Annotated in this window: 24 protein-coding genes, 1 tRNA gene and 1 pseudogene; 19 read left to right on the top strand and 7 right to left on the bottom strand. The window is 64.9% G+C overall.

The window, feature by feature from the left end; all coding sequences use genetic code 11:
- The first annotated feature begins 1 nt into the window (after position 1).
- From ACNEOT_RS22575 to hisI, 3 genes are read left to right on the top strand one after another with little or no spacing between them, the layout of a single operon-like run.
- Positions 2–832, top strand: coding sequence for an inositol monophosphatase family protein (locus ACNEOT_RS22575; RefSeq protein WP_415976838.1), 831 nt, complete (start codon positions 2–4; stop codon positions 830–832).
- Positions 829–1,602, top strand: a complete 774-nt coding sequence (hisF, locus tag ACNEOT_RS22580; RefSeq protein ID WP_415976839.1) for an imidazole glycerol phosphate synthase subunit HisF — start codon at positions 829–831, stop codon at positions 1,600–1,602. Before ACNEOT_RS22575 ends, hisF begins: the two co-directional genes overlap by 4 nt.
- A 14-nt stretch (positions 1,603–1,616) precedes the next feature.
- Positions 1,617–1,970 (top strand): phosphoribosyl-AMP cyclohydrolase, encoded by a 354-nt coding sequence (gene hisI, locus ACNEOT_RS22585; RefSeq protein ID WP_415976840.1) that lies wholly within the window; start codon positions 1,617–1,619, stop codon positions 1,968–1,970.
- Here the strand turns inward: hisI and ACNEOT_RS22590 are convergent.
- Positions 1,961–2,482: a MarR family winged helix-turn-helix transcriptional regulator gene (locus ACNEOT_RS22590; RefSeq protein WP_415976841.1), complete on the bottom strand. Its 522-nt coding sequence runs from the start codon at positions 2,480–2,482 to the stop codon at positions 1,961–1,963. The two genes, hisI and ACNEOT_RS22590, sit on opposite strands and share 10 nt — an antisense overlap.
- A gap of 119 nt (positions 2,483–2,601) precedes the next feature.
- Positions 2,602–3,063 carry a peroxiredoxin gene (locus tag ACNEOT_RS22595; protein ID WP_415976842.1) on the bottom strand — a complete coding sequence of 154 codons (462 nt, stop codon included), beginning with the start codon at positions 3,061–3,063 and terminating at the stop codon, positions 2,602–2,604.
- Between the two features lie 56 nt (positions 3,064–3,119).
- Here ACNEOT_RS22595 and ACNEOT_RS22600 point away from each other — a divergent pair, with 56 nt between their 5' ends.
- The 12 genes and pseudogenes from ACNEOT_RS22600 (at position 3,120) to ACNEOT_RS22655 (ending at position 19,728) form a co-directional block, all read left to right on the top strand.
- Positions 3,120–4,688, top strand: coding sequence for an anthranilate synthase component I (locus ACNEOT_RS22600; RefSeq protein ID WP_415976843.1), 1,569 nt, complete (start codon positions 3,120–3,122; stop codon positions 4,686–4,688).
- A complete protein-coding gene (locus tag ACNEOT_RS22605) occupies positions 4,685–5,350 on the top strand; it encodes a TIGR02234 family membrane protein (protein ID WP_415976844.1) in 666 nt (221 codons plus the stop codon). The genes ACNEOT_RS22600 and ACNEOT_RS22605 overlap by 4 nt, the downstream gene beginning before the upstream one ends.
- 79 nt (positions 5,351–5,429) lie before the next feature.
- Positions 5,430–6,239 (top strand): indole-3-glycerol phosphate synthase TrpC, encoded by an 810-nt coding sequence (gene trpC / locus ACNEOT_RS22610; protein WP_415976845.1) that lies wholly within the window; start codon positions 5,430–5,432, stop codon positions 6,237–6,239.
- A 135-nt stretch (positions 6,240–6,374) separates the two neighbouring features.
- On the top strand, positions 6,375–7,646 hold the full coding sequence (gene trpB / locus ACNEOT_RS22615; RefSeq protein WP_415976911.1) for a tryptophan synthase subunit beta: 1,272 nt from the start codon (positions 6,375–6,377) through the stop codon (positions 7,644–7,646).
- The gene (gene trpA, locus ACNEOT_RS22620; RefSeq protein WP_415976846.1) at positions 7,643–8,446 is read left to right on the top strand and encodes a tryptophan synthase subunit alpha; all 804 of its coding nucleotides are present in this window, start codon (positions 7,643–7,645) and stop codon (positions 8,444–8,446) included. Before trpB ends, trpA begins: the two co-directional genes overlap by 4 nt.
- Positions 8,443–9,453 carry a prolipoprotein diacylglyceryl transferase gene (gene lgt / locus ACNEOT_RS22625; RefSeq protein ID WP_415976847.1) on the top strand — a complete coding sequence of 337 codons (1,011 nt, stop codon included), beginning with the start codon at positions 8,443–8,445 and terminating at the stop codon, positions 9,451–9,453. Before trpA ends, lgt begins: the two co-directional genes overlap by 4 nt.
- A complete protein-coding gene (locus tag ACNEOT_RS22630; RefSeq protein ID WP_415976848.1) occupies positions 9,446–10,294 on the top strand; it encodes a TM2 domain-containing protein in 849 nt (282 codons plus the stop codon). The genes lgt and ACNEOT_RS22630 overlap by 8 nt, the downstream gene beginning before the upstream one ends.
- Positions 10,295–10,336: 42 nt before the next feature.
- Positions 10,337–10,912, top strand: a pseudogene (locus ACNEOT_RS22635) (TM2 domain-containing protein); the annotation flags it as partial.
- A gap of 281 nt (positions 10,913–11,193) precedes the next feature.
- On the top strand, positions 11,194–15,762 hold the full coding sequence (gene gltB / locus ACNEOT_RS22640; protein ID WP_415976913.1) for a glutamate synthase large subunit: 4,569 nt from the start codon (positions 11,194–11,196) through the stop codon (positions 15,760–15,762).
- Positions 15,755–17,260: a glutamate synthase subunit beta gene (locus ACNEOT_RS22645; RefSeq protein WP_415976849.1), complete on the top strand. Its 1,506-nt coding sequence runs from the start codon at positions 15,755–15,757 to the stop codon at positions 17,258–17,260. Before gltB ends, ACNEOT_RS22645 begins: the two co-directional genes overlap by 8 nt.
- 122 nt (positions 17,261–17,382) lie before the next feature.
- Positions 17,383–18,801 (top strand): pyruvate kinase, encoded by a 1,419-nt coding sequence (gene pyk, locus ACNEOT_RS22650; protein WP_082073683.1) that lies wholly within the window; start codon positions 17,383–17,385, stop codon positions 18,799–18,801.
- Complete coding sequence (locus tag ACNEOT_RS22655) at positions 18,802–19,728, top strand: acyl-CoA thioesterase (RefSeq protein ID WP_415976850.1); 927 nt, start codon at positions 18,802–18,804, stop codon at positions 19,726–19,728.
- On the opposite strand, the gene ACNEOT_RS22660 is transcribed toward ACNEOT_RS22655, so the two are convergent.
- The gene (locus tag ACNEOT_RS22660; RefSeq protein WP_415976851.1) at positions 19,694–20,215 is read right to left on the bottom strand and encodes a DNA-deoxyinosine glycosylase; all 522 of its coding nucleotides are present in this window, start codon (positions 20,213–20,215) and stop codon (positions 19,694–19,696) included. The genes ACNEOT_RS22655 and ACNEOT_RS22660 overlap by 35 nt on opposite strands.
- A gap of 58 nt (positions 20,216–20,273) precedes the next feature.
- On the opposite strand from ACNEOT_RS22660, the gene ACNEOT_RS22665 reads away from it, so the two are divergent.
- On the top strand, positions 20,274–20,477 hold the full coding sequence (locus tag ACNEOT_RS22665) for a hypothetical protein (RefSeq protein WP_415976852.1): 204 nt from the start codon (positions 20,274–20,276) through the stop codon (positions 20,475–20,477).
- On the opposite strand, the gene ACNEOT_RS22670 is transcribed toward ACNEOT_RS22665, so the two are convergent.
- Positions 20,453–20,944: a DUF1772 domain-containing protein gene (locus ACNEOT_RS22670; protein WP_415976853.1), complete on the bottom strand. Its 492-nt coding sequence runs from the start codon at positions 20,942–20,944 to the stop codon at positions 20,453–20,455. The genes ACNEOT_RS22665 and ACNEOT_RS22670 overlap by 25 nt on opposite strands.
- A 120-nt stretch (positions 20,945–21,064) precedes the next feature.
- On the opposite strand from ACNEOT_RS22670, the gene ACNEOT_RS22675 reads away from it, so the two are divergent.
- The gene (locus ACNEOT_RS22675) at positions 21,065–22,057 is read left to right on the top strand and encodes an AraC family transcriptional regulator (protein WP_415976854.1); all 993 of its coding nucleotides are present in this window, start codon (positions 21,065–21,067) and stop codon (positions 22,055–22,057) included.
- Here ACNEOT_RS22675 and ACNEOT_RS22680 read toward each other — a convergent pair.
- The 3 genes from ACNEOT_RS22680 to ACNEOT_RS22690 form a co-directional block, all read right to left on the bottom strand.
- Positions 22,042–22,773: an AAA family ATPase gene (locus ACNEOT_RS22680; RefSeq protein ID WP_415976855.1), complete on the bottom strand. Its 732-nt coding sequence runs from the start codon at positions 22,771–22,773 to the stop codon at positions 22,042–22,044. The two genes, ACNEOT_RS22675 and ACNEOT_RS22680, sit on opposite strands and share 16 nt — an antisense overlap.
- Before the next feature lie 3 nt (positions 22,774–22,776).
- Complete coding sequence (locus ACNEOT_RS22685) at positions 22,777–22,953, bottom strand: hypothetical protein (RefSeq protein ID WP_415976856.1); 177 nt, start codon at positions 22,951–22,953, stop codon at positions 22,777–22,779.
- Positions 22,954–23,016: 63 nt separating this feature from the next.
- Positions 23,017–23,093 (bottom strand) — tRNA-Leu (locus tag ACNEOT_RS22690).
- Positions 23,094–23,214: 121 nt separating this feature from the next.
- Here ACNEOT_RS22690 and ACNEOT_RS22695 point away from each other — a divergent pair.
- Together ACNEOT_RS22695 and ACNEOT_RS22700 are read left to right on the top strand one after the other, a co-directional pair.
- Positions 23,215–23,847, top strand: a complete 633-nt coding sequence (locus ACNEOT_RS22695) for an ANTAR domain-containing response regulator (RefSeq protein WP_415976857.1) — start codon at positions 23,215–23,217, stop codon at positions 23,845–23,847.
- Positions 23,848–24,019: 172 nt separating this feature from the next.
- On the top strand, positions 24,020–25,354 hold the full coding sequence (locus ACNEOT_RS22700) for an ABC transporter substrate-binding protein (RefSeq protein WP_415976858.1): 1,335 nt from the start codon (positions 24,020–24,022) through the stop codon (positions 25,352–25,354).
- Positions 25,355–25,479 lie beyond the last annotated feature (125 nt).

The raw sequence follows: 25,479 nt of genomic DNA on the forward strand, positions 1-25,479 counted from the left end.
GATGACCCTTCCCGAGGAACCGACTCGTCTGCTCGAGATCGCCGGCGGCCTGCTCGACGGCATCCACGATCGGTTCGTCGCGGGCGTCGGCGCACCGAGTGCCGTGCAGAAGGGGCCGGACGATTTCGCCACTGCCGTGGACCTGGAACTCGAGCGGCGGCTCACTGCAGAACTGCAGGAGGCCACCGGAATTGCCGTTCACGGCGAGGAGTTCGGGGGACCGGATCTGAACTCGGGACTCGTCTGGGTGCTCGATCCGATCGACGGCACGTTCAATTACTCGTCGGGATTGCCCTCGGCGGGAACGTTGTTGGCGTTGCTGGATAACGGCGAGCCGGTTCTGGGGCTCACCTGGTTGCCGTTGGTGGATCAGCATTTCTCCGCTGTCGCCGATGGCCCCCTCCTGCTCAACGGGGTCGCTGTGCCGACGCTGCGACCGAAGACCTTGCGCGAGTCCATGATCGGATTCGGTGCATTCAATGTCGCCAGTCGCGGCTCGCTGCCCGGGCAGTTCAGATTTCGTATTCTGGAAGAGTTGTCGATGCACTCCTCCCGGCTGCGGATGCACGGTGCCACCGGGGTCGATCTGGCCTACACGGCCAGCGGGGTGCTCGGCGGTGCGGTGGTGTTCGGGCACCGTGCCTGGGACAACGCAGCGGGGGCGTTGTTGGTGCGCGCAGCAGGCGGAATCGTCACCGACCTCGCGGGCGAACCGTGGACGGTCGACTCGAAGTCGGTGCTCGCAGCCGGGCCGGGAGTGCACGACGAGCTTCTGAAGGTGATCACCGAACTCGGCGATCCAGTCGACTATCTGGAAGGACCGGTGCGATGAGCGTCGCGGTCAGAGTGATTCCGTGCCTCGATGTCGATGCCGGACGCGTCGTCAAAGGCGTCAACTTCGAGAACCTCCGCGACGCAGGCGATCCGGTCGAGCTCGCTGCTGCGTACGACGCGCAGGGGGCCGACGAGCTGACCTTCCTCGACGTCACCGCATCGACGTCGGATCGAGGCACGATGCTCGACGTCGTCAGCCGCACCGCCGAGCAGGTGTTCATTCCGCTCACCGTGGGCGGGGGAGTGCGCACCGTGGCAGATGTGGATCGTCTGCTGAGGGCCGGAGCGGACAAGGTCAGTGTGAACACCGCTGCGATCGCCCGGCCGGAGCTGCTGCGAGAACTCAGCGAACGGTTCGGATCGCAGTGCATCGTGCTCTCCGTCGACGCCCGTACCGTTCCGCAGGGTCAGCAGGACACGCCGTCGGGCTGGGAGGTCACCACGCACGGTGGCAAGCGTGGCACCGGTATCGACGCCGTCGAATGGGCGGTGCGCGGTGCCGAACTGGGCGTCGGGGAGATTCTGCTCAATTCGATGGACGCCGACGGTACGAAGGCCGGATTCGACCTGCCGATGATCGCTGCCGTCCGGTCCGCGGTGCACGTGCCGGTCATTGCCAGCGGGGGAGCAGGTAGCGTCGAGCACTTCTCGCCTGCGGTGCACGCCGGGGCGGACGCTGTTCTTGCTGCGAGCGTCTTCCATTTCGGTGATCTCACCATCGGCCAGGTCAAAGATGCGATGCGCGCCGAGCGCATCGTCGTTCGATAGCGAAGAGGTTCCCGATGACACTCGATCCGACGCTGGCCGCGCGGCTCAAGCGCAACGATGCAGGACTGTTCAGCGCCGTCGTCCAGGAGCGGTCGACCGGTCAGGTGCTGATGGTTGCGTGGATGGATGACGAGGCGCTCTCGCGAACCCTCGAAACCCGCAGGGGCACATACTATTCCAGGTCCAGGAAGCAGTACTGGGTCAAAGGTGAGACGTCGGGTCATACCCAGTACGTGCACGAGGTTCGGCTCGACTGCGACGGTGACACCGTGCTCCTGGTCGTCGATCAGGTCGGCCCGGCGTGCCACACCGGAACCCATACCTGCTTCGATGCCGACGTTCTGTTGGGCCCCGACACTCAGGCGTGACCGGTTCCCGCCGCAATTCCCTTGTCCAGCTGCGTCAGTAGAGTCGAGCTCAAGGTGGCGAGTTCGCCTACCTCGGAGTCGGACAGGCCGTCGAAGATCAGAGCCTGCACGGTGGCGACGTGGCCGGGTGCCGAGGCCACGACCTTGTCCATTCCTGCGTCGGTCAGCACGGCATAGGATCCCCGGCTTCCCTGGATGCTCTCGCGCCGCACCCACCCGGCCTTCTCCAGCTTGGTGATCACGTGCGACAGGCGCGAGAGTGACGCGTTGGCGTACTCGGCCAGGTCACGGAGCTGGATGCGTCGCTTGGGGTTCTCGCTGACGACGGCGAGGACGAAGTAGTCGAAGTGGGTCAGCTGCGAATCGCGCTGTAGCTGAGCGTCGAGCGCCGCGGGGAGCCGAGTGACCAGGGCCACGAGCGATCGCCAGGCGTCCTGTTGACTCTCGTTGAGCCAGCGGGGATCCACCGCACCTTCGGGTGTCGACTCCTTCGGTGACGCCGACGTGTCCATCGCGGGGAACCTCTCGATCTCTGGGTCGTTCCTTCAGGCTCCACTCCTAAAGAGATAGTTGTGGTCTGCACATGATGCCTCGAGCTTCCCCCACCCGAGGCATCGCGTCGGACAGTGATCTAGCTGCGATGTGCGCGCAGAAACTCCAGAGCCTTGTCCGCATGTGCCTCGAACCGTACTTCGCTCGAGAAGGTCTCGAGCACCTTTCGGTCGGTGCCGATGACGAACGTCGCGCGCTTGACCGGGGAGAGCTTGGCCAGCAGACCGCGCTTGACCCCGAAGGCCGTGGCGACGGTGCCGTCCTCATCGGAGAGCAACGGGTAGTCGAACGACTTGGCGGCGGCGAATTCTGCCTGCTTGGCGACGGCGTCGGCGCTGATGCCGACCCGGGTGGCCCCGACCTCGGCGAACTCCGAGGCCAGGTCCCGGAAGTGGCAGGCCTCTGCAGTGCAACCGGGGGTGAAGGCGGCGGGATAGAAGAACAGCACGATCGGACCGTTCGACAGTAATTCGGTCAGGGTTCGGGTCTGTCCGGTCTGGTCCGGTAGGGAAAAATCGGGAACGAGCTCGCCTGGTTTCATGCTCGGCAGGTTACCGCGCGCGAGGGCCCTCACGCCGAACCTGGGAGGATGGAGCGATGCACGGCGAGACGACCACCCATGCCAAACCCACTCCCGATACCGAGAACTCGGCCTCGACCACCTCTCGTGAGGTGTTCCGCCAGCTCGCCGCCGAGCACCGCGTGGTGCCGGTGACCCGAAAGGTGTTGGCCGACTCCGAGACTCCGCTGTCTGCGTATCGCAAGCTCGGTGCCGATCGGCCCGGCACGTTCTTGCTCGAATCCGCGGAGAACGGCCGATCGTGGTCCAGGTGGTCGTTCATCGGGGCCGGCGCTCCGGCGTCGCTGACGGTGGTCGACGGGGAAGCCGCCTGGCGCGGCAACGTGCCCGCGGGCGTCCCGAACGGTGGCGATCCCCTCGAGGTGCTGGCTCGCACGTTGGAACTGCTGCATTCGGAGCGTGTGCCGGGATTGCCTCCGTTGACCGGCGGCATGGTCGGCTACCTCGGTTACGACTCGGTGCGACGCATCGAGAAGCTGCCCGAACATGCACAGGACGATCTCGGTGTGCCCGAGTTGGTCATGCTGCTCGCCACCGATCTGGCGGCCGTCGACCACCACGAGGGCGCGATCACTCTGATCGCGAACGCGGTGAACTGGAACGGCACCGACGACAACGTCGACGAGGCGTACGACGACGCCGTGCGTCGTCTGGATCGCATGTGTGCGGACCTGTCGAAGCCTGCAGCCTCCACCGTGTCCACCGTGTCCAGGCCTGCACCGCAGTTTCGTCGGCAGCGGACGTCCGAGGGCTTCGGTGCCGATGTCGCGCGCCTGGTGGAGGAGATCGAGGCCGGAGAGGCGTTCCAGGTGGTGCTCTCGCAGCGTTTCGAGATGGACACCGACGCCTCACCACTCGACATCTATCGGATGTTGCGAGCGTCCAATCCCAGCCCCTACATGTATCTCATGCACGTGCCGGGCGAGAACGACGAGACGGCCTTCTCCATCGTCGGATCGAGCCCCGAGGCGTTGGTGACGGTGGTCGACGGCCTCGCTACCACGCACCCCATCGCGGGCACCCGCTGGCGCGGGACGTCCGAGGAGGAAGACGTGTTGCTCGAGAAGGACCTGCTGGCAGACGAGAAGGAGAACGCCGAGCACCTGATGCTCGTCGATCTCGGCCGCAACGATCTCGGACGCGTCTGCGCCCCGGGCACAGTGCGGGTGAGCGACTATCGCCACATCGAGCGTTACAGCCACGTCATGCATCTGGTCTCGACGGTCACCGGACGCCTGGCCGAGGGCAAACGCGCACTCGACGCGGTCAAGGCCTGCTTCCCGGCCGGCACCTTGTCGGGGGCGCCGAAGGTGCGCGCCATGGAACTGATCGACGAGCTCGAGCCGACGCGACGCGGCATCTACGGCGGCATCGTCGGATACCTCGACTTCGCGGGAGATGCGGACACCGCCATCTCGATTCGTACCGCACTGATCAAGGACGGCACAGCATACGTGCAGGCCGGGGCCGGCGTCGTAGCCGATTCGGTTGCGGAGTACGAGGACGACGAAGCCCGCAACAAGGCCATGGCCGTGCTGGGTGCCGTCGCCGCAGCGGAGTCGCTCCGTGAGGTCGGCGGCCGGTGACCGAGCGATCCGGTCGCCGCGGATCGGCGGCTGCGCCCGTCGCTCTGCTGGTCGTTGCAGCGGCGTGCCTCTGGGGTGCGTCGAGGATGACATGGGTTCGGGTGACGTCCTTCGACGGTCTCGGCGAGAGTCGGACCGATGATCTTCTGGGCAGCACCTGGGCCGCCGCCACGACACCGCTCGCGCTGGTGTTGGTGGCGGCAGTTGCGGCGTCGTTCGCGGTGCGGGGGTGGGCTTCTCGGGTACTGGCTCTGCTGATCGCGGCGGTGGCCGTCGCGGCCGCGATTCCGGCTGTTCGTCTGCTCACTGCGGGGGCATCCGACTCGGAGGCCGCGTCGCTCGCCGAGCTTCCCGCCCGCGCCGAGGTGTCGATGACGGATGTCTCTGTTCTACCGGCGATCGTGACGCTCCTCGGAGCGCTCTGCGCCTTGGTCGCGGCCGTGGTCTCGATCCGCAAGACATTCGGCCCGCAAGTGCTCTCGTCCAAGTACGACGCCCCGGCGGTGCGTCGTGACGAGGTGGCTCGCCGTGCTCGCAGAATCGCGTCCGGTACAGGTGGGCAGGACGAGGGCGAGGACCTCACCGAACGCATGCTGTGGGACGCGCTCGACGCCGGTGAGGACCCTACCGACGAGTCCGGTACCCCGCGTTCGTCGGATTGAATCCGCCCTCTACGCTAGATCCGACGCCGATGAGATACCTCACATCGATTGTCGACGCTCAGAAAGGACCCGGGGCACCATGACTGTTCTCGACTCGATTCTCGAAGGTGTACGCGCCGACGTTGCGGCGCGCGAATCGGTGATCGATTTCGCCGCTGTCAAGGCAGCAGCGAAAGTTGCCCCGGCACCCCTGGACGCGGCAGCGGCCCTCCGCGAGGACGGCATCGGCGTCATCGCCGAAGTGAAGCGTGCCAGCCCCTCCAAGGGTGCGTTGGCCGACATCGGTGATCCGGCGGTACTCGCTCGCGCGTACGAGCAGGGCGGCGCACGCATCATCAGTGTCCTCACCGAGGAGCGACGCTTCCGTGGCTCACTGGCAGACCTCGACGCGGTGCGCGCTGCCGTCTCGATTCCCGTGCTGCGCAAGGACTTCATCGTCGGTCCGTATCAGATCCACGAGGCCCGCGCTCACGGTGCCGATGTCATCCTGCTCATCGTTGCGGCACTCGAGCAGGACGCGTTGACGTCGTTGCTCGACCGCACCGAATCGTTGGGCATGACGGCGTTGGTCGAGGTGCACACCGAGGCCGAGGCGGATCGCGCACTCGAAGCCGGTGCCAGCGTCATCGGCATCAACGCTCGCAATCTCAAGACGCTCGAGATCGACCGTGACAGTTTCGGTCGGATCGCGCCCGGGTTGCCGAGCGAGATCATTCGTATCGCGGAGTCCGGAGTGCGGGGCACTGCGGATCTGCTCGCATACGCCGGTGCCGGTGCCGACGCGGTCCTCGTCGGCGAGGGCTTGGTCACCGCGGGAGATCCGCGTACGGCCGTCTCGGACCTGGTGACGGCCGGGACGCATCCCTCGTGCCCCAAGCCTGCACGCTGACCCGAACAGGCCTGACCCGGCACCAGACCCGAACGCGGCGGCGGTCCGCCGTTGGGGCACACTGGACCGGTGAGCACCAGCAATTCTTCTTCCACCACGGACGCCCCACAGGCAGTCCGTTTCAAGGGCGCTGATCTGCCGCAGAGCAGCATCGGCCTCACCGATCGCAGCGCGCACGAGCCCGACGTCGGCGGCCATTTCGGCGTCTACGGCGGCAGATACGTGCCCGAGGCGTTGATGGGTGTGATCGAGGAAGTCACCGCCGAGTACGAGAAGGTCCGCAGCGACAACGAGTTCCTCGGAGAACTCGACCGACTGCAACGCGATTACACCGGTCGCCCATCCCCGGTATTCGAGGCGACGCGGTTGTCCGAGCACGCCGGTGGCGCTCGTATCCTGCTCAAGCGAGAAGACCTGAACCACACCGGTTCTCACAAGATCAACAACGTTCTCGGCCAGGTGCTGCTGGCCAAGCGCATGGGTAAGACGCGGATCATCGCCGAAACCGGCGCGGGTCAGCACGGAGTGGCCACCGCAACGGCATGCGCACTCCTCGGTCTGGACTGCGTCGTGTACATGGGCGAGGTCGACACCGAGCGTCAGGCGCTCAACGTTGCCCGGATGCGCCTGCTCGGATCGAGTGTCGTCGCCGTGAAGTCCGGATCGCGAACTCTCAAGGATGCGATCAACGAGGCGCTGCGCGACTGGGTCACCAACGCGGACAACACCTATTACTGCTTCGGCACCGTCGCCGGGCCCCACCCGTTCCCGGTCATGGTGCGCGATTTCCAGCGCATCATCGGCCTCGAGGCGCGGCAGCAGGTGCTCGCATCCACCGGCAGGCTGCCCGACGCGATCGCTGCGTGTGTCGGCGGTGGGTCCAACGCGATCGGCATCTTCCATGCCTTCATCGACGACGCCGATGTTCGGCTGATCGGCTTCGAGGCCGCAGGCGACGGCGTCGAGACCGGTCGACACGCTGCGACCATCAGCGGGGGTACACCGGGAGCTCTGCACGGTGCGTACTCCTACCTGCTGCAGGACGAGGACGGCCAGACCGTCGAATCTCATTCCATCTCAGCGGGATTGGACTACCCGGGCGTCGGTCCCGAGCATTCGTACCTGCACGACATCGGGCGGGCCGAATACCGCGGCATCACCGATACCGAAGCGATGAACGCCTTCAAGATGTTGTGCCGCACCGAGGGCATCATTCCGGCCATCGAGTCCTCACATGCGATCGCAGGCGCGCTGACCCTCGGTAAGGAACTGGGCAAGGACGCGATCATCCTGGTCAACCTCTCGGGCCGCGGAGACAAGGATGTCGACACCGCAGCCGAGTGGTTCGGTCTGATCGATGGAGACGGCGAAGCGAACGTGGACGACGAGGCAGGGGTCAAGCCATGAGCAACAACGACTCTCGCCTCTCGGGGACCTTCGCGCAGTGCCGCGCCGAGGGACGCGCCGCACTCGTCGGCTACCTCCCCGCCGGTTTTCCGACCGTGCCGCGCTCGGTCGAGGTGTTCAAGACGATGGTCGACGCCGGCTGCGACATCGTCGAGGTGGGCATTCCCTACTCCGATCCGGTGATGGACGGCCCCACGATCCAGGCCGCAGCAGACGTGGCGCTGCGAGCCGGAGCCCGAGTCAAGGACGTGTTCGCCGTCACCGAGCAGGTTTCCGCCGCAGGCGGAAAAGCTGTCGTCATGACCTATTGGAACCTGGTGCTCAAGTACGGCATCGAGAACTTCGCTCGGGATCTCGCGAATGCGGGTGGGCTCGGGATCATCACCCCCGACCTGATTCCGGACGAGGCGCAGGAATGGATCGACGTCTCGAACACCTACGGTCTCGACCGCATCTTCCTGGTAGCCCCGTCGTCCACCGAGGAGCGGCTCGTCAGCACCGTCGAGGCCAGCAGTGGCTTCGTGTACGCGGCCTCGACGATGGGCGTCACCGGTGCCCGCGACGCGGTGTCCTCGATGGCTCCCGAGTTGTCGGCGCGAATCCGTCGGCACTCGGACATTCCGATCGGCGTCGGCCTCGGGGTTCGCTCGGGCGCTCAGGCCGCCGAGATCGCCCGGTACGCGGACGCGGTCATCGTCGGTTCGGCGTTGGTCAGTGCGGTCGACAAGGGACTCGACGCAGTACGCGACCTGACGACGGAACTCGCCGAGGGTGTCCGTTCCGCTAACGTAGCGTCGTGACTTCGACCGCAATCCTGGCCTACATTCCCAGTCCCGCACAGGGGGTGTGGCACGTCGGACCGCTGGCTCTGCGTGCATACGCCCTGTTCATCATCATCGGCATCGTCGTGTCCGTGGTGTGGGGTGACCGTCGTTGGGTCGCCAGGGGTGGCACGAAGGGCACCGTCCTCGACGTCGCCGTCTGGGCCGTTCCCTTCGGCCTGCTGGGCGGGCGTCTGTACCACGTGGCCACCGATTGGAAGACCTACTTCGGTCCCGGCGGTAGCCCGATCGAAGCGTTGTACGTCTGGAACGGCGGCCTCGGAATCTGGGGTGCGGTGTTCCTCGGCGGCGTCGGTGCGTGGATCGCCTGCCGTCGGCGGGGTATTCCACTGCCTGCCTTCGGTGACGCCGTCGGCCCGCCGATTCTGCTGGCCCAGGCGATCGGTCGCATCGGCAATTACTTCAACCAAGAACTGTACGGTCGCGCCACCACGCAGCCGTGGGGACTGGAGATCTACGAGCGCATCGACGCGAACGGTCGTCTCGATCCGCTGAACGGTGTCTCGACCGGTTTCGTGGAGAAGGTCGTCCACCCGACGTTCCTGTACGAGCTGTTGTGGAGTCTCGCGATCGTCGTGCTGCTGGTGCTGATCGACCGCAAGTACACGATCGGTCACGGTCGTTTGTTCGCGCTGTACGTCGCCGGATACTGCGTCGGCCGGTTCTGGGTGGAACTGATGCGCGACGACTTCGCGACGAAGATCGCCGGAATACGTATCAACACGTTCACCTCCGCCATCATTTTCGTCCTCGCCGTGGCGTACTTCGTGATCGCCACCAAGGGCCGTGAAGATCCGGCGACCCTGAAATCGAAGGACGACGAGGACAACTCCGCGAGCGCCGGCGCGATCGATCAGGAGTCGGGAGACTCGACCGATGCCGTTGTGGACGCGGACACCACCGACGAAGCGCCTGCGCCGGCGTCGGACAAGAAAGTCGAGGAAGAGGGCAGTACGCGTGGTTGATTTCGGTAAGAACCCCGATCCCGAATCCAGTTCCGGCCGTGCCGATTCCAGCGACAGTGTGGCGCAGCCCGCCAATCCGTTCGGTGCGCCGTTCGACTACGACGCGACCGCCGAAGCATCGCTGTCGGAATCGCCCGGCACCTCGGAATCCGCGCCGTCGCACGGCCCCACCGGCCCGACGGGTCCGGGCTGGGACACGTACTCGGGGATAGGAAACGGCCCCGGCTGGTCCACCACGCCGAGCTACCCGGCACCGAGCCCCGACGGCAGCATCGACAATCCGCTCGGCGGCTTCCCCGCACCCTCCGGATACCCCCAGCAGAGCTACGGCCAGCCGAATCCTCCGCAGCAGGGATACCAGCAACAGGGCTACCAGCAGCAGAATTTCGGTCAGCCGCAGGGATACGGCCAGCAGGGACACGGCCAGCAGAGCTACGGCCAGCAGGGGTACGGACAGCAGGGGTACGGACAGCAGGGGTACGGACAGCAGGGGTACGGCGCACCTCCGGGTTATCAGGGTGGACATGCGTTCGGAGTTGGCCCCGACGCTCCGTACGGTCGCGATCCGGTGACGGGCGAGGTGTTGTCGGACAAGTCCAAAGTGGTCGGCGGCCTGCTGCAGCTGTTTCTGGGCTGGTTGGGGGTCGGTCGCTTCTATCTCGGTAGTACGGGAATCGGCGTCGCGCAGCTGATTCTGTTCTTCTTCGGGTCTTTGCTCACCGTCGTCTTCGGCCTCGGGTTCCTACTGTTGTTCGGACTGTTCGTGTGGCACGTCGTAGACGGCGTTCTGATACTGGTCGGCAATGTGTCGGACGCTCAGGGGAGAAAGCTGAGAGACTGAGCCCCTTGCTGATATCGCATCGTCAAAAGGGAGCTCGAAGTGAGTGACTCAGGAACATCGTCCTCGGACGGATCATCGGGTGACGGATCGCCTTCGTCCGAGCCGACCATCTCGTTCGACAAGGGCACTCCTGGAGGGCAGGGGCCGGGTCCGGTGTACGGCGCACCCGACCCGAATTACACCGGTCCGAACTACGGCGCTCCCGGCGTCGGCGATCAGGGCGGGCAATTCGGACCTCCGCCCGGTGCCGGGTACCCACCGCCCGCCGACGGTTCGGGCCAGTACGGAGCCCCACCGCAGTATGCCGGCGGTCAGTACGGCGGTCCCCAGTACGCAGGCGGGCCCGGATACATGGACCCCGCGGCTCCGTACGGCCGTCATCCCGTCACCGGTGAACCGTTCTCGGACAAGCAGAAGTTGACTGCCGGTCTGCTCAACATCCTGCTCGGCGCATTCGGAGCAGGGCGCTTCTATCTGAACCAGCCCGGTATCGCGGTGGCGCAGATAGCCGTGACGTGGCTCACCTGCGGTATCGGCAGCATCTGGCCGCTGATCGACGGGATCATGATGCTCACCGGCAGCGTGCGCGATCAGCACGGTAGACCGCTGCGCGACTGACATCCGAGTCCGTAGCGGCCGGCATTCGTGATTGCATCGATCCGAATGCCAGCTGCTACGATTTCGCCATCCGGGAGCAATTCCGGATTCTTTCGCGGGCCAGAGCTGTCCCGGTGAATTCCCGATAGGCATCGAAGATTCGGCTCATCCGACCGTCGTGGTCGAAGTGAGTCGACCAGCCGGCGGGGTTGCCGAGATTCCACGGTGCAGCGTCAAGACTCTGCACCGCCTGCGCGCACCCCACGGCCTACGTGGAGGTGATCGTGGTGCTGTTTTCTCGGATGCATGCAGAGCAAGGCCTGTACGACCCGAGCTTGGAGAAGGATTCCTGCGGCGTGGCGATGATTGCCGACATCGCGGGGCGACGCTCCCACGAGATCGTGGCCGACGGCGTTCTGGCACTGGAAAATCTGGAACATCGCGGAGCTGCCGGGGCCGAACCCAACAGTGGTGACGGCGCGGGCATCCTCATCCAGCTTCCCGTCGAGCTCCTCGGCTCCGTCACACCGTTCGATCTGCCCTCAATCGGAGAAGGCGACGAGAACGCATTCGCAGCCGGAGTGTGCTTCCTGCCACAGGGCATTCGGGAGCGGGCGATCGCCGTCGAACGCGTCGAATCCATTGCCGCCGAAGAAGGTCTGGAGATCCTGGGCTGGGTTCCGGTCGAAGTGAATCCCGATCGCGCAGACGTCGGCCTCACCGCCCTCGGCTGCATGCCGTACATGAGCTACCTCTTCGTCGCGGCCCCCGAGGTCGACGGCACGCGCCCTTCCGGTCTCTCTCTCGATCGGCTGGTCTACGGGCTGCGCAAGCGTTCCGAGCGAGTCACTCCCGAGATCGAGGCCGAGGGTTCGGGACTGTTCTTTCCGTCGCTGTCCTCGCGCACCATCGTCTACAAGGGCATGCTCACCACGATGCAGTTGCCGCTGTATTTTCCGGAGTTGCGAAACCCGTTGTGCAAGAGCGCCATCGCGATTGTCCACAGTCGCTTCTCGACCAACACGTTCCCGTCGTGGCCGCTGGCGCACCCGCATCGGTACGTTGCCCACAACGGTGAGATCAATACCGTCAAGGGCAACCGAAACCGGATGCGGGCTCGCGAGGCGCTGCTGTCGAGCGACCTGATTCCGGGTGATCTCGAGCGATTGTTCCCCATCTGCAATCCGGATGCCTCGGACTCGGTGTCCCTGGACGAGGTGCTCGAACTGCTCCATCTCGGCGGCCGGAGCGTGCCGCACGTGGTGATGATGATGGTTCCCGAGCCGTGGGAGAACCACCGCACGATGGATCCGCGGGTGCGAGCGTTCTATCAATTCCACTCGTCGATGATGGAGGCCTGGGACGGTCCGGCGTGCGTGACGTTCACCGACGGCAGTTACGTCGGAGCCGTGCTCGACCGAAACGGTCTTCGCCCCGGACGGTGGTGGCAGACGGCCGACGGTCGGGTGATCCTCGCCAGCGAGGCAGGCGTGCTCGACGTGCCACAGTCCGAGGTCGTCGCCAAGGGTCGCCTCGAGCCGGGAAAGATGTTCCTCATCGACACCGTCGCGGGACGTCTGGTGCCCGACGAGGAGATCAAACTCCAACTGGCAACGGAACATCCGTATCAGGAGTGGCTGCACGCCGGCCTGCTCGAGATCAAGAGCCTGCCCGAGCGCGCGCACATCCAGTACAACCACGATTCCGTGGTGCGCAGGCAGGTCGCGTTCGGCTACACCGAAGAAGACCTACGCGTCGTACTGACGCCGATGGCCGCATCCGGGGGTGAGCCTTTGGGGTCGATGGGTACGGACACCCCCGCCGCGGTGATGTCGCAGCGCTCGCGTCAGCTCTACGACTACTTCATCGAACTGTTCGCGCAGGTCACGAACCCGCCGCTGGATTCGATCCGCGAGGAGATCGTGACCTCGCTCGCGCGGGTGATGGGCCCCGAGCAGAACCTGCTCGAGCCCACTGCGGCGTCGTGCAGGCAGATCGTGTTGCCGTGGCCGGTGCTGGACAACGACGAGCTCAACAAGATCATCCATATCAACGACGACGGGGACCACCCCGGGTTGTCGGCCACCGTGTTGCGCGGGTTGTACGAGGTCGAGCGCGGTGGTGAAGGTCTCGCCGAGGCCATCGAGGAGCTGCGTGCCCGGGCATCGGAGGCCATCGCGGCGGGGTACACCACGCTGATCATCTCCGATCGCGATTCCGACCACACTCGCGCACCGATCCCGTCGCTGCTGGCCACCTCGGCCGTGCACCATCACCTGGTTCGTACCAAGGAGCGCACGAAGATCGCGCTCGTCGTCGAATCCGGCGATGCGCGCGAGGTGCATCACCTGGCGCTTCTCATCGGCTTCGGTGCGGCCGCGGTCAACCCGTATCTGGCGATGGAGTCGATCGAGGATCTGGTGGGCGAGGGCGAACTGACCGGCGTCGAACCCACGATCGCGGTGCGGAACTACCTGTACGGGCTCGGCAAGGGCGTGCTCAAGGTGATGTCGAAGATGGGCATCTCGACGGTCGGGTCGTACACCGGTGCACAGGTTTTCGAGGCCGTGGGTCTCGATCGCGAGGTGGTGCGCGAGTACTTCAAGGGCACGGTCAGCAAGCTCGGCGGCGTCGGTCTGGACGTCCTCGCCGAAGAGGTCAAGCTGCGCCACCGCCGCGCGTACCCCGAGAACCCGACGGACCGCGTGCACCGTCGGTTGGAGATCGGCGGCGAGTATCAGTTCCGGCGCGAAGGCGAACTGCACCTGTTCACTCCCGAGACGGTGTTCCTGCTGCAGCACGCAACGCGCACCGGTCGCTACGACGTGTTCCAGAAGTACACCGACGAGGTCGACCGACTTGCTCGCGAGGGTGGTGCCCTGCGTGGTCTGTTCGAGTTCAAGGACGGTGTGCGACCGCCGGTTCCGCTCGACGAGGTGGAGTCGGTCGAGTCGATCGTCACGCGGTTCAACACCGGAGCGATGAGCTACGGGTCCATCTCCGCCGAAGCTCACGAGACGATGGCCGTCGCGATGAACAACCTCGGCGGGCGGTCCAACTCCGGAGAGGGCGGCGAGAACGTCGACCGTCTCTACGATCCGACACGGCGCAGCGCCGTCAAGCAGGTAGCCAGTGGTCGGTTCGGCGTCACCAGCGACTATCTGGTCAACGCCACCGACATTCAGATCAAGATGGCGCAGGGGGCCAAGCCGGGCGAGGGCGGGCAACTGCCCGGCTACAAGGTGTATCCGTGGGTGGCGAAGACTCGACATTCGACGCCGGGTGTCGGCCTGATTTCGCCACCGCCGCACCACGACATCTACTCGATCGAGGATCTCGCGCAGCTGATCCACGATCTGAAGAACGCCAACGAGAATGCGCGCGTGCACGTCAAGCTCGTGAGTTCCGTGGGTGTGGGCACGGTCGCGACGGGCGTCAGCAAGGCGCACGCCGACGTCGTCCTCATCTCCGGGTACGACGGCGGAACCGGCGCTGCGCCGTTGACCTCGCTCAAGCACGCAGGCGCGCCCTGGGAGATCGGCCTGGCCGACGCCCAGCAGACGCTGGTACTCAACGGTTTGCGTGATCGCATCACCGTGCAGTGCGACGGCGGAATGCGCACAGGGCGAGATGTCATCGTCGCCGCTCTGCTCGGTGCCGAGGAGTTCGGTTTCTCGACGGCTCCGCTGATCGTGGCGGGATGCATCATGATGCGCGTCTGCCATCTCGACACCTGCCCGGTGGGTGTCGCGACGCAGAACCCCGAGCTGCGCAAGCGGTTCACCGGCAAGCCCGAGTTCCTCGAGGACTTCTTCAAGTTCATTGCCGAGGACGTGCGAAAGTACCTCGCGCAACTCGGTTTCCGGAGTATCGACGAAGCGGTCGGACACGCGGACGTGCTCGAGACGGCAGCCGGAGTAGCGCACTGGAAGAGCAAGGGACTCGACCTCGCGCCGATATTCGCGATGCCCGTCGACCGACACGGTGCCCCGATGACGCAGCGTGGACGCCTCCGCGCGCAGAATCACGGTCTCGATCTCGCGTTGGATCGGACGCTGATCCAGTTGGCCGAAGGTGCGCTCGAGGATGCGCATCCGGTGACGCTCGAGCTGCCGGTACGCAACGTCAATCGCACCGTCGGGACACTGTTGGGGTCCGAGGTCACTCGACGCTACGGCGCGGGCGGCTTGCCCGACGACACGATTCGCATTGCGTTCACCGGCTCGGCCGGGCAGTCGCTCGGTGCATTCCTGCCGCCGGGTATCACCATCGACCTGGTCGGTGACGCGAACGACTATGTGGGTAAGGGTCTTTCGGGTGGCCGAATCGTCGTCCGTCCCGCCGAGGATGCGCCGTTCGTCGCCGAGGACAACGTGATCGCAGGCAACACCATTCTCTACGGTGCCACCTCGGGCGAGGTGTTCCTGCGCGGCAAGGCGGGGGAGCGCTTCGCGGTCCGTAACTCGGGAGCGATCGCGGTGAACGAGGGCGTGGGCGACCACGCGTTCGAGTACATGACCGGCGGTCGTGTCGTGGTGCTCGGGCCCACCGGTCGCAACATGGCCGCGGGGATGTCCGGTGGGATCGCGTTCGTCCTGGGTCTCGACCCGGCCGACGTGAACATGGCGATGGTCGAACTGCAGGTTCCCGACCCGGACGATCTGGTGTGGCTGCGCGAGACCGTGGAGCAGCACCGGCGTTGGACCGGGTCGACCGTCGCGGCGTCGTTGTTGGCCGACTGGCCCCGCCGATCTGCGCTGTTCACCAAAGTCATGCCCGTCGACTATCAGCGAGTGCTGGAAGCGACAAGAATGGCGCGCGCCGAAGGGCGCGACGTCGATGCTGCGATCATGGAGGCTGCACGTGGCTGATCCACAGGGATTTCTGAAAGTCGTCAAGCGCGAGGCCGTCAAGCGTCCGATCGGCGAGCGTGTCAAGGACTGGAACGAGGTGTACTCGCGCCAGCCGTCGAGCGAGCGGGCCGCCGAGGTCTCCGATCAGGCCCGTCGCTGCATGGATTGCGGAATTCCGTTCTGCCACTCCGGCACTGCCGGCTGCCCGCTGGGAAACCTGATTCCCGAGTGGAACGACCTGGTGCGCCGCGACCGCTGGGATGCCGCCAGCGATCGTCTGCATGCGACGAACAATTTTCCGGAGTTCACCGGTCGGGTGTGTCCGGCACCGTGTGAATCTGCTTGTGTGCTCTCGATTTCCGAGGCGGCCACCGGCGGCAGCGTGACGATCAAGCGGGTCGAGCAGACCATTGCCGACCTGGCCTGGGAGCAAGGCAGCATCGTTCCGCAGCCGCCGACGATCACCACCGGCAAGCGAGTCGCCGTCGTCGGATCCGGTCCGGCGGGATTGGCTGCGGCACAACAGCTCACGCGCGCAGGGCACGACGTGACAGTGTACGAGCGGGATGACCGCCTCGGTGGACTGCTCCGCTACGGCATTCCCGAGTTCAAGCTCGAGAAGTCCGTACTCGATCAGAGACTGATGCAGATGCGGGCCGAGGGAACGCATTTCGTCACCGACTGCGAGGTGGGTATCGACTTCACGGTCGAGCAGTTGCGCGAATCCTTCGACGCGGTCGTTCTGGCGGTCGGAGCTCTTCGGGCCAGAGACAACACCGACGTGATCGGTCGCGAACTCGACGGCATCCACCTGGCCATGGAACACCTCGTGCCGTCGAACAAGGAGTGCGAGGGCGACGGGCCCACGTCGATCTCCGCTGCAGAAAAGCATGTGGTGATCATCGGCGGAGGTGACACCGGAGCCGACTGCCTGGGGACCGCCCATCGTCAGGGTGCCGCATCGGTGACGCAGCTCGACTACAACCCTGCGCTGCCGGGCGCTCGCGACGACAGCCTTTCGCCGTGGCCGTCCTGGCCGTTGGTGCTGCGCACGTCACCCGCGCATGCCGAGGGTGGCGTCGTGCGTCATCAGGTCGCAGTGCAGAGGTTCCTGGGTGACGAGCGCGGGCGCGTGCGTGCGATGGTGCTCGCCGAGGTCGAGGTTCAGCGCGACGCGGACGGGCGACGCATCGTCACCCCCATCGGCGAGGAAGTCGAACTGCCCTGCGATCTGGCGTTGTTCGCGATCGGCTTCGAGGGCGTCGAGCACGGTCCGTTGCTCGACGACTACGGCTTGGCATTGACCAAGCGCGGTGCACTCTCGTGTGGTCCCGATTGGCAGACCACCGCGCCGGGTGTGTTCGTCTGCGGGGATGCGCACCGAGGCGCATCGTTGGTCGTGTGGGCGATCGCGGAGGGTCGATCGGCGGCGCACGGAGTGGATGCATTTCTCACCGGGCACTCGGATCTGCCGTCCCCGGTGCACCCGACAGCGCTGCCTCTCGCGGCGGTGTGACCTCGGTCTCTGAACCGGTACAGACCGCTTCAGCAGGACAGTAGCGAGGCTACCGATCGGTAGTATTCGCGCGGCCGCGTCTGCGATAGAGAACGAGGCGTGCAGCGGCTACGCTCGCAACCGTGAGCCGACGTACGAAGATTGTCTGCACCCTTGGACCCGCAACCGCAACCACAGAGCGCATCCGCGAACTCGTCGAGAGTGGAATGGATGTCGCACGACTGAACTTCAGCCATGGCGATCACCCCGATCACCAGGCCAACTACGAGAGGGTTCGCGCAGCATCGGACGCCACCGGCAAAGCCGTGGGCATTCTGGCCGACCTGCAGGGACCCAAGATTCGTCTCGGCCGTTTCGCCGAGGGCTCCACCACCTGGGCGGCCGGTGAGCTCATCCGCATCACCGTCGAAGAGTGCGAGGGCACCCACGATCGGGTGTCGACCACCTACAAGGAACTTGCTCAGGACGCCAAGGAAGGCGACCGCCTTCTCGTCGACGACGGCAAGGTCGGCCTCGTGGTCACCGGTGTCGAGGGCAACGACGTGCTGTGTCGAGTCACCGAAGGTGGCCCGGTCAGCAACAACAAGGGCGTCTCGCTGCCCGGCATGGACGTATCCGTTCCTGCCATGAGCGAGAAGGACATCGCGGACCTCGAGTTCGCCCTCGCCCTCGGCGTCGACTTCATTGCGCTCTCGTTCGTGCGCTCTCCCGCGGACGTCGAACTCGTCCACGCCGTCATGGACCGCGTCGGCCGTCGAGTTCCTGTCATCGCCAAGCTCGAGAAGCCCGAAGCCGTCGACAATCTCGAAGCCATCGTGCTCGCGTTCGACGCGATCATGGTCGCCCGCGGTGACCTCGGCGTCGAGCTGCCTCTCGAGCAGGTGCCGCTGGTGCAGAAGCGCGCCATCCAGATCGCCCGCGCCAACGCCAAGCCCGTCATCGTTGCCACCCAGATGCTCGAATCGATGATCGAGAACTCCCGCCCGACGCGCGCCGAGGCGTCCGACGTCGCCAACGCAGTGCTCGACGGTACCGACGCGGTCATGCTCTCCGGCGAGACCTCGGTCGGCAAGTACGTGATGGAAACGGTGCGGACCATGGCTCGCATCGTCGAAACGGTGGAGACCGAGGGTGACAGCGTTCCTCCGCTGACCCACGTGCCGCGCACCAAGCGTGGCGTCATCTCGTACGCCGCCCGCGATATCGGTGAGCGTCTGGATGCCAAGGCTCTCGTTGCCTTCACCCAGTCGGGCGACACCGTTCGACGCTTGGCTCGTCTGCACACCAAGCTTCCACTGCTCGCGTTCACCTCCATCTCCGAGGTCCGCAGCCAGCTGTCGCTGAGCTGGGGAACCGAGACGTTCCTGGTCCCCGATGTGGGATCGACGGACGCAATGGTCAAAGAGGTGGACAAGGCACTGCTCGAACTCGGTCGGTACAACAAGGGCGATCAGGTCGTCATCGTGGCCGGTGCCCCTCCCGGCACAGTAGGCTCGACCAACTTGATCCATGTGCACCGAATCGGAGAAGAGGACCGGTAAGTGGTCGAAGCGGGGGGAACCGGCGTCAGCGCGAGCGCGCCGAGCAGTACTGCGGTGAAAACGGATCTCGACACGCTTCTCGATCTCCTCGCACTCGAGGAGATCGAGGAGGATGTGTTTCTCGGCGTCCATCCCGATCAGGTGGGGAGCCGAACGTTCGGGGGGCAACTCGTAGCTCAGGGCCTGATCGCAGCCGGGCGCACCGTGTCCGGTACTTCGCGAGACGTGCACGCCATCAACGCGCACTTCATCCGTGGCGGCGACGTCAAGAAGCCCATCGAGTATCGGGTGACCCGGCAACGCGACGGCCGAGCTTTCGCCAACCGCCAGGTCACAGCATTCCAGGACGGTAACGAGCTGTTCGTCATGCTCGCTGCTTTCCAGGATTTCGGAAAGGGACTCGAGCACAGCGTCGAGGTGCCCGAGGTTCCGTATCCGGACGCTCTACCCCCGCTCGGCGATCACTTCGTCGGATACGAGGACCGGTTGCAGATGTTCGTCGATGCGCTCAAGCCGATCGACATGCGCTACGCGAACGATCCGGCGTGGATCATGCACGGTACCGGCGAGAAGCTCAATCACAATCGGGTCTGGATGAAAGCCGACGGGGATCTTCCCGACGACTCCATCTTCCACGCCGCGACCATGGGATACGCGTCGGACACCACGGTGCTCGACTCGATCATCACCACCCACGGTCTGTCGTGGGGAATGGATCGCATCGTCGCGGCGACGGTCAACCACTCCATCTGGTTCCACCGTCCGTTCCGATTCGACGAATGGGCCCTGTACGCCACCGAATCACCGGTCGCCGCCGGATCACGTGGCCTGGCCACCGGACGCTTCTTCTCCATGGACGGTCAGCTGCTGGCCACCGTCGTGCAGGAGGGCCTCATCCGGCATTTTCCGAAGCGCGATCGGGCCTGAGGGCCCTCGACCAGGCCTGTGTCTTCGCGTCGAGGTTCAATGACGCGTGCGCAGGGCTGGTCGACGGCAGTCGTGTGAATTCGACGTGGGGCACTGCCGCCGTCTTCACGTGGCGACGGTAACTGTCCGCGGCTTTGGCACCGTTGAAGAACACCCTGTCGATGTCGGGGTTCTTCGCGAACAAGTCCTCGAAATCGTTTGCCACGATAGATGATTCGACGATTGCGGAGTCCAGGCTTCCCTCGCGAGTGCACAGCTTCAATACGTCCCACACTGCGACTCCGTGCGTGCGCAGCCGCTCGGCGCGTGCCTCGTACGGCAATTCGCGGCCGGCCCCGAACACTGTTCCCATGATCGGCCAGAACGCATTTCGCGGATGGGCGTAATACTGCTGGGCTACCAGTGACGCAACACCGGGCATCGAGCCCAGGATCAGGATGGTTGCGCCTCGACCGAGAATCGGCTCGAAACTGTGCACGACGGTCATGCAAGCGATTACATCAAATCCTGCGCGGAGGCATGGGAAGTGGGACCACAATGGAGTCATGTTGGATCCACGGGTACTCGACAACAATGAACTCGAAGCCGAACTCGCCGCATTGCGGCGGGGACGAGACGCAGCGATGGACGAGGGTGCACGCGATGTGTCCACCGCTGACGCCGATCACCTCATTGCGCGCTTCGAGGACGAAATTCGCAAACGACACCAGGATTCGGAATCCGATCAGCCCAGTGCAGATCTGCCCTGACCGAGGATCAGGACGGTGCAGGCCGCGGTAGCGGCCACCACTCTGATGTTGTTGCACCGCGTCCACTTCTCGGTGAAGTTCTGCCAGGCCTCGACTGCCGCGGTGCTGCCGGGATCGACAGCGGCCAATGCGTCGTTGAGTGGGACGTTCAGAACGCCCGTGATCGCGAAGCACCCCAGCACGTAGAGAACTGCGCCGGCCACTACGAGCGCAGGTGCGCCACGACTTGTCGATGCGCTGAGAACCGCTGCGAGAGTGGACAGCACGGCCGTCCCGACGAACAGTACGAGGAACAGTGGGTTCAGAATCGCGGCGTTGAATCGCTGCATCGCGGCGATCGCGTCGGACACCGGCAACGACGCCAGGCCGGGGAGCACGCTGAGGGAAAAGGCGAGCAGGACGCCTGCCACGAGCCCGCATCCGACTGCTGCTACGACGGTGGCGATCAAGGCGATTCGATCGATCATGATGGTTCCCTCACTCTTCGCTTGGTCTTCTCGTCTACTGTGGCGCTCCGGGGTCGGACGGGCAATGCCCGACAGGCCTGATTCGATGTCCGATCGTCCAGCCCGTGCGACAATTGATCGATGCGTGGAGCCGATCCGTGGACGTCGCCGGATCCCCTCGGTGAGGCCCTGTATTTCCTACGAATAACCGGATCGTTCTACGTCCGCTCCGAGATGGGCGGAGCGTGGGGTATCGCATTGCCCGCCATGGAAGACGCGCTGTGGTTCCACACGGTGATCGACGGCGGGTGCATACTGTCGGTTCCCGGCGAGCCGACGCGTGAGTTGGTGCCCGGCGATTTCGCGTTGGTCCCGCACGGGCGAGGGCATGTGCTCTCCGCGGACGACAACGCGTCGGCTGGTGCGCCGAGTGTGCACGACCTTCCGCACGAATACATCAGTGACAGATATGCGGTGATGTCGCACCACGACAGCGGTTCGGGCAGGGCAGCGACCCTTGTCTGCGGTGCCGTCCGTGTGGATCACCCTGCCGCGCAACGGCTCGTCGCCCTGTTGCCCGGATTGGTGGTCGTCGACGCAGATCGCGGTCCGGTGCAAACGAGGATGCAGAAGGTGCTGGCGATGGTGGCGGACGAGGCGCGGGTGCTCGAGCCCGGGGGAGAAGCCGTGATCACCCGACTGTCCGACATCCTGGTGATCCACGCTCTACGGTCGTGGATTGCGAACACCCCACGCGCGCAGTCGGGTTGGCTCGGAGCGTTGCAGGACAACCGGATCGGGGCGGCGTTGGCCCTGATCCATCGACACCCTCATGAGCGGTGGACCGTTGCTGCTCTGGCATCGAGCGTGAACATGTCTCGTTCGGCGTTCTCGGCGCGGTTCGCCGAGTTGGTCGGCGACTCTGCAATGAGCTATCTGGCGACGTGGCGGATGCAGGCCGCGTACGAGACGCTGCGGTCCGAGGACGTGGTGTTGGCCGAGTTGGCCCGCCGCAGTGGGTATCTCTCGGAGGCCGCGTTCGGCAAGGCATTCAAGCGCGCGACCGGAGTGTCACCCGGAAGTGTGCGTCGGCGAGAAGCTATGTCGCTGAGCGCCGCTCAATCGAGCAGGTGACGCAGATAGCTGTTCGGGTCGTCGAGGTATCGACGCCAGTGCTGTACCAGTTCGAGTTCGTTCCAGGTGCTTCGGCGTAGACCGTGCTCGCCCACCTCGACGATGTCCGCCCCCGGTGTCGACGCCAATATGGGTGAATGAGTGGCGCAGACGATTTGCGCGCCCTCCTGACCCAGTTCGGACATGAGCGCGACCAGTTGCAGGCTGGCGGTGAAGGACAGGGCCGACTCCGGCTCGTCCAAAACGTAGAAGCCGGGCTCGGCCAGCATCGCACCGAACATGGCGAGGAAGCCCTCGCCGTGACTCATCTCGGCGGTGTTCTCGTCCCAGAATCCCGGCATGCCGCCGAGGTTCTCGGCCATATCGAATGCCGTCTCGGCGCGAAGAAAGAAGCCGCGCTTCTGCATCCGGGGGCCACGCAGCATGCGAGCGCCCCGCGGAGTGGTTTTCAACTCGAGCACCTCACCCAGGGCGCTCGTCACCTCGTCGAGTCGACGCGATTGCTGCGCCGCTCGTCCGCCTCGGGCGTCGATCCCGAAACCCTCGGCGATCGCCTCGACGAGGGTCGATTTACCGGAACCGTTGTCGCCGACCAGAATTGTGACCGGAGCCAGGAACTCGAGTCCGTCGCGCGCGAGGTCGGCCACGGCGGGCACAGTGAAGGGCCAGTCCGATCCCACATCGTCGGGGTGGACGTAGGCGCGTTCTACGAACATGATTCAGGCAGTGACCAAGCGGTCGACGTAACCGGTCTCGTGAGTGGGGTCTGCGCTGCAGGTGTAGTAGACCCACTGCGCCGACCGGTCGGCCGAATCCCCGAACCGGTGGTCGACCTTCGCTGCGCACAATTTGCCCGCACTGGTGTCGTGGCAACGAAGACTGCTGGGTATGTACATCACTCCACTGTAGGCGCGATTGCCGACGTTCATGACCGACGTCGTGAACGGGGTGTGGTCACGTGGTGCCCTCGGTGAGACTCGAACTCACACTGCACGGGTTTTGAATCCGTTTCCTCTGCCAATTGGGATACGAGGGCTGGCGTCCTTCTGAGCAACGATTGACGAGTTTAGAAGATGCGCTTTCGGCCCCGTGCACCGGTACCCTTCAGATGCTCGACTGCCCTGATGGGCGATGACTGTCAAAGGAGACCGATACAGATGAACGCTCCTGGTGCGCACGGTACTGGCAAGCCACCGCTTCGCGTGGTGGTTGCGGAGGACGAATCCCTGATCCGCCTCGACCTCGTGGAGATGCTCCGTGAGGAGGGGTACGACGTGGTCGGAGAGGCCGCGGACGGTCAGCAGGCGGTGGAGTTGGCAGTCGAACTTCTTCCCGATCTGGTCATCATGGACGTGAAGATGCCGCGTCGAGACGGAATCGACGCCGCGTCGGAGATCGCGGAGAAGCGTATTGCGCCCGTGGTCATTCTCACGGCGTTCAGCCAACGCGAACTCGTAGAGAAGGCCCGTGATGCCGGGGCCATGGCGTATCTGGTCAAGCCGTTCACCAAAGCCGATCTGATGCCGGCGGTGGAGTTGGCGGCCAGTCGTTTCAGTGAAATATCCGCGTTGGAATCAGAGATCGCGGACCTGCAGGATCGTCTGGAAACGCGCAAGCTCATCGAGAAGGCCAAGGGCATCCTGATGGATTCGCAGTCGCTGACAGAACCGCAGGCGTTCAAGTGGATTCAGCGCGCTGCGATGGATCGCAGGACGACGATGAAGGCCGTCGCCGAGGTCGTCATCGAGACACTCGGTACTCCTGCGAACAAGCCTGCGGCAGAGAGCTGATCGGCTCCGAAAGCTACGGACACGTAAAACTTCGACCTTCTAGGTCACAGTCAGGTCACGAGCCTCGTTCTAGGCCTTGCGAACCGGCTCCGCGCATTAGCGTCTGGTTCACACGTGAGCCACATGTAACTCAGGTGAGCTTCAACGACGAGCAATTTCAAGGAGAACCTAGATGGCAATTCGGACCTATGTCCGCACGGCTGCGGTGCTGAGCGTTACCTCGCTCGCATTGTTCGGCTGTTCGTCGAGCGACGACTCGGGCTCGACCGACTCCAGCAGTGCCAGCGGCGGCACGGCTGCCGCGGAAACGACCGTCTCCACCGACTGCACGCCCGAACAGGCCACTGCCGGGGCCACCCCCGACACGTCGCCTCTCGTGGTCGGAACGCTTCTCCCCGAGACCGGAACCCTCGCCTTCCTCGGCCCACCCGAAGTTGCCGGTGTGCAGTTGGCCATCAACGACGTCAACGGCGCAGGTGGCGTTCTCGATCAGCCCGCCACTCTCATCCCCGGTGACTCGGGCGACACGACAACCGATACCGCCAACACCACGGTCGACCGCCTGCTCGCCGGCGGCGCGAACGTCATCGTCGGTGCGGCCTCGTCCTCGGTCTCGCTCAAGGTGATCGACAAGATCGCCAGTGCAGGCGTCGTCGAGTTCTCGCCCGCCAACACGTCCGATCAGTTCGTCTGCTACCCGGACAAGGGCCAGTACTTCCGTACCGCACCCACCGATGTTCTGCAGGCACAGGCACTCTCGCAGTTGATCGCGAACGACGGTGCGCAGCGCGTGGCCATCCTCGCACTCAACGACCCGTACGGCACGGGCCTGGCGAAGAACACCGCGGACAACCTCGAAGAGGCAGGCATCGCGGCCGATCAGATCCAGACCACGATCTACGACCCGAACGCACAGTCGTTCAACGCCGAGGTCGACGGTGTGAAGAACTTCAACCCGGACGCCGTCGCCATCATCGGCTTCGAGGAGTCCGCGAAGATCATCACCCGTATGCACGAGATCGGCATCGGACCGTCCGACGGCACGCTGGTCTACGGCGTCGACGGCAACATGGGTAACGCTCTCGGCGAGTCGGTTGCAGCAGGTCTGCTGGACACGATGCGCGGAACCACCCCGCTGACCGACGTCGGCACCGCGTTCCAGGACCGTCTCAAGGCTGTCGATCCGGCGCTGGTGGACTTCAACTACGCCGGAGAGTCGTACGACGCAGTGGTCATCTCGGCGCTCGCTGCCGAGCAGGCGAAGTCGACGGCAGGCACCGACATCGCTGCCAATATCAACAGCGTCACCAAGGACGGCACCAAGTGCACCAGCTACGCCGAGTGCCTCCCACTCGTCAAGGCCGGAACCGATATCGACTACGACGGAATCACCGGCGCGCTGAACTTCAGTGACGCAGGAGAGCCCGCCACCGGTTCGTACGGCAACCTGGTCTTCGGACCGGACAACAAGCTGACGACAGACGGATACATCGTCGTCGGTGAGTGACCTGTAGCTTTCACACAGCCGCTGGGCCCGAGTCCTCGATCAGGACTCGGGCCCAGCGGCTTTCGAATGTGTCTCGCCCTCAGGGCAACGAGAAGGCCCCGGTTCGATGTCGATCGAACCGGGGC

It is taken from the genome of Rhodococcus sp. 077-4 (assembly GCF_047782425.1).
Classification (GTDB): domain Bacteria; phylum Actinomycetota; class Actinomycetes; order Mycobacteriales; family Mycobacteriaceae; genus Rhodococcoides.

Excerpts from the sequence above, each read along its gene's own strand:
- ACNEOT_RS22575 (WP_415976838.1), top strand. The coding sequence starts at position 2 with ATGACCCTTCCCGAGGAACCGACTCGTCTGCTCGAGATCGCCGGCGGC.
- hisF (WP_415976839.1), top strand. The coding sequence starts at position 829 with ATGAGCGTCGCGGTCAGAGTGATTCCGTGCCTCGATGTCGATGCCGGA.
- hisI (WP_415976840.1), top strand. The coding sequence starts at position 1,617 with ATGACACTCGATCCGACGCTGGCCGCGCGGCTCAAGCGCAACGATGCA.
- ACNEOT_RS22590 (WP_415976841.1), bottom strand. The coding sequence starts at position 2,482 with ATGGACACGTCGGCGTCACCGAAGGAGTCGACACCCGAAGGTGCGGTG.
- ACNEOT_RS22595 (WP_415976842.1), bottom strand. The coding sequence starts at position 3,063 with ATGAAACCAGGCGAGCTCGTTCCCGATTTTTCCCTACCGGACCAGACC.
- ACNEOT_RS22600 (WP_415976843.1), top strand. The coding sequence starts at position 3,120 with ATGCACGGCGAGACGACCACCCATGCCAAACCCACTCCCGATACCGAG.
- trpC (WP_415976845.1), top strand. The coding sequence starts at position 5,430 with ATGACTGTTCTCGACTCGATTCTCGAAGGTGTACGCGCCGACGTTGCG.
- trpA (WP_415976846.1), top strand. The coding sequence starts at position 7,643 with ATGAGCAACAACGACTCTCGCCTCTCGGGGACCTTCGCGCAGTGCCGC.
- gltB (WP_415976913.1), top strand. The coding sequence starts at position 11,194 with ATGCATGCAGAGCAAGGCCTGTACGACCCGAGCTTGGAGAAGGATTCC.
- ACNEOT_RS22660 (WP_415976851.1), bottom strand. The coding sequence starts at position 20,215 with ATGACCGTCGTGCACAGTTTCGAGCCGATTCTCGGTCGAGGCGCAACC.
- ACNEOT_RS22665 (WP_415976852.1), top strand. The coding sequence starts at position 20,274 with ATGTTGGATCCACGGGTACTCGACAACAATGAACTCGAAGCCGAACTC.
- ACNEOT_RS22670 (WP_415976853.1), bottom strand. The coding sequence starts at position 20,944 with ATGATCGATCGAATCGCCTTGATCGCCACCGTCGTAGCAGCAGTCGGA.
- ACNEOT_RS22675 (WP_415976854.1), top strand. The coding sequence starts at position 21,065 with ATGCGTGGAGCCGATCCGTGGACGTCGCCGGATCCCCTCGGTGAGGCC.
- ACNEOT_RS22680 (WP_415976855.1), bottom strand. The coding sequence starts at position 22,773 with ATGTTCGTAGAACGCGCCTACGTCCACCCCGACGATGTGGGATCGGAC.
- ACNEOT_RS22685 (WP_415976856.1), bottom strand. The coding sequence starts at position 22,953 with ATGTACATACCCAGCAGTCTTCGTTGCCACGACACCAGTGCGGGCAAA.
- ACNEOT_RS22695 (WP_415976857.1), top strand. The coding sequence starts at position 23,215 with ATGAACGCTCCTGGTGCGCACGGTACTGGCAAGCCACCGCTTCGCGTG.
- ACNEOT_RS22700 (WP_415976858.1), top strand. The coding sequence starts at position 24,020 with ATGGCAATTCGGACCTATGTCCGCACGGCTGCGGTGCTGAGCGTTACC.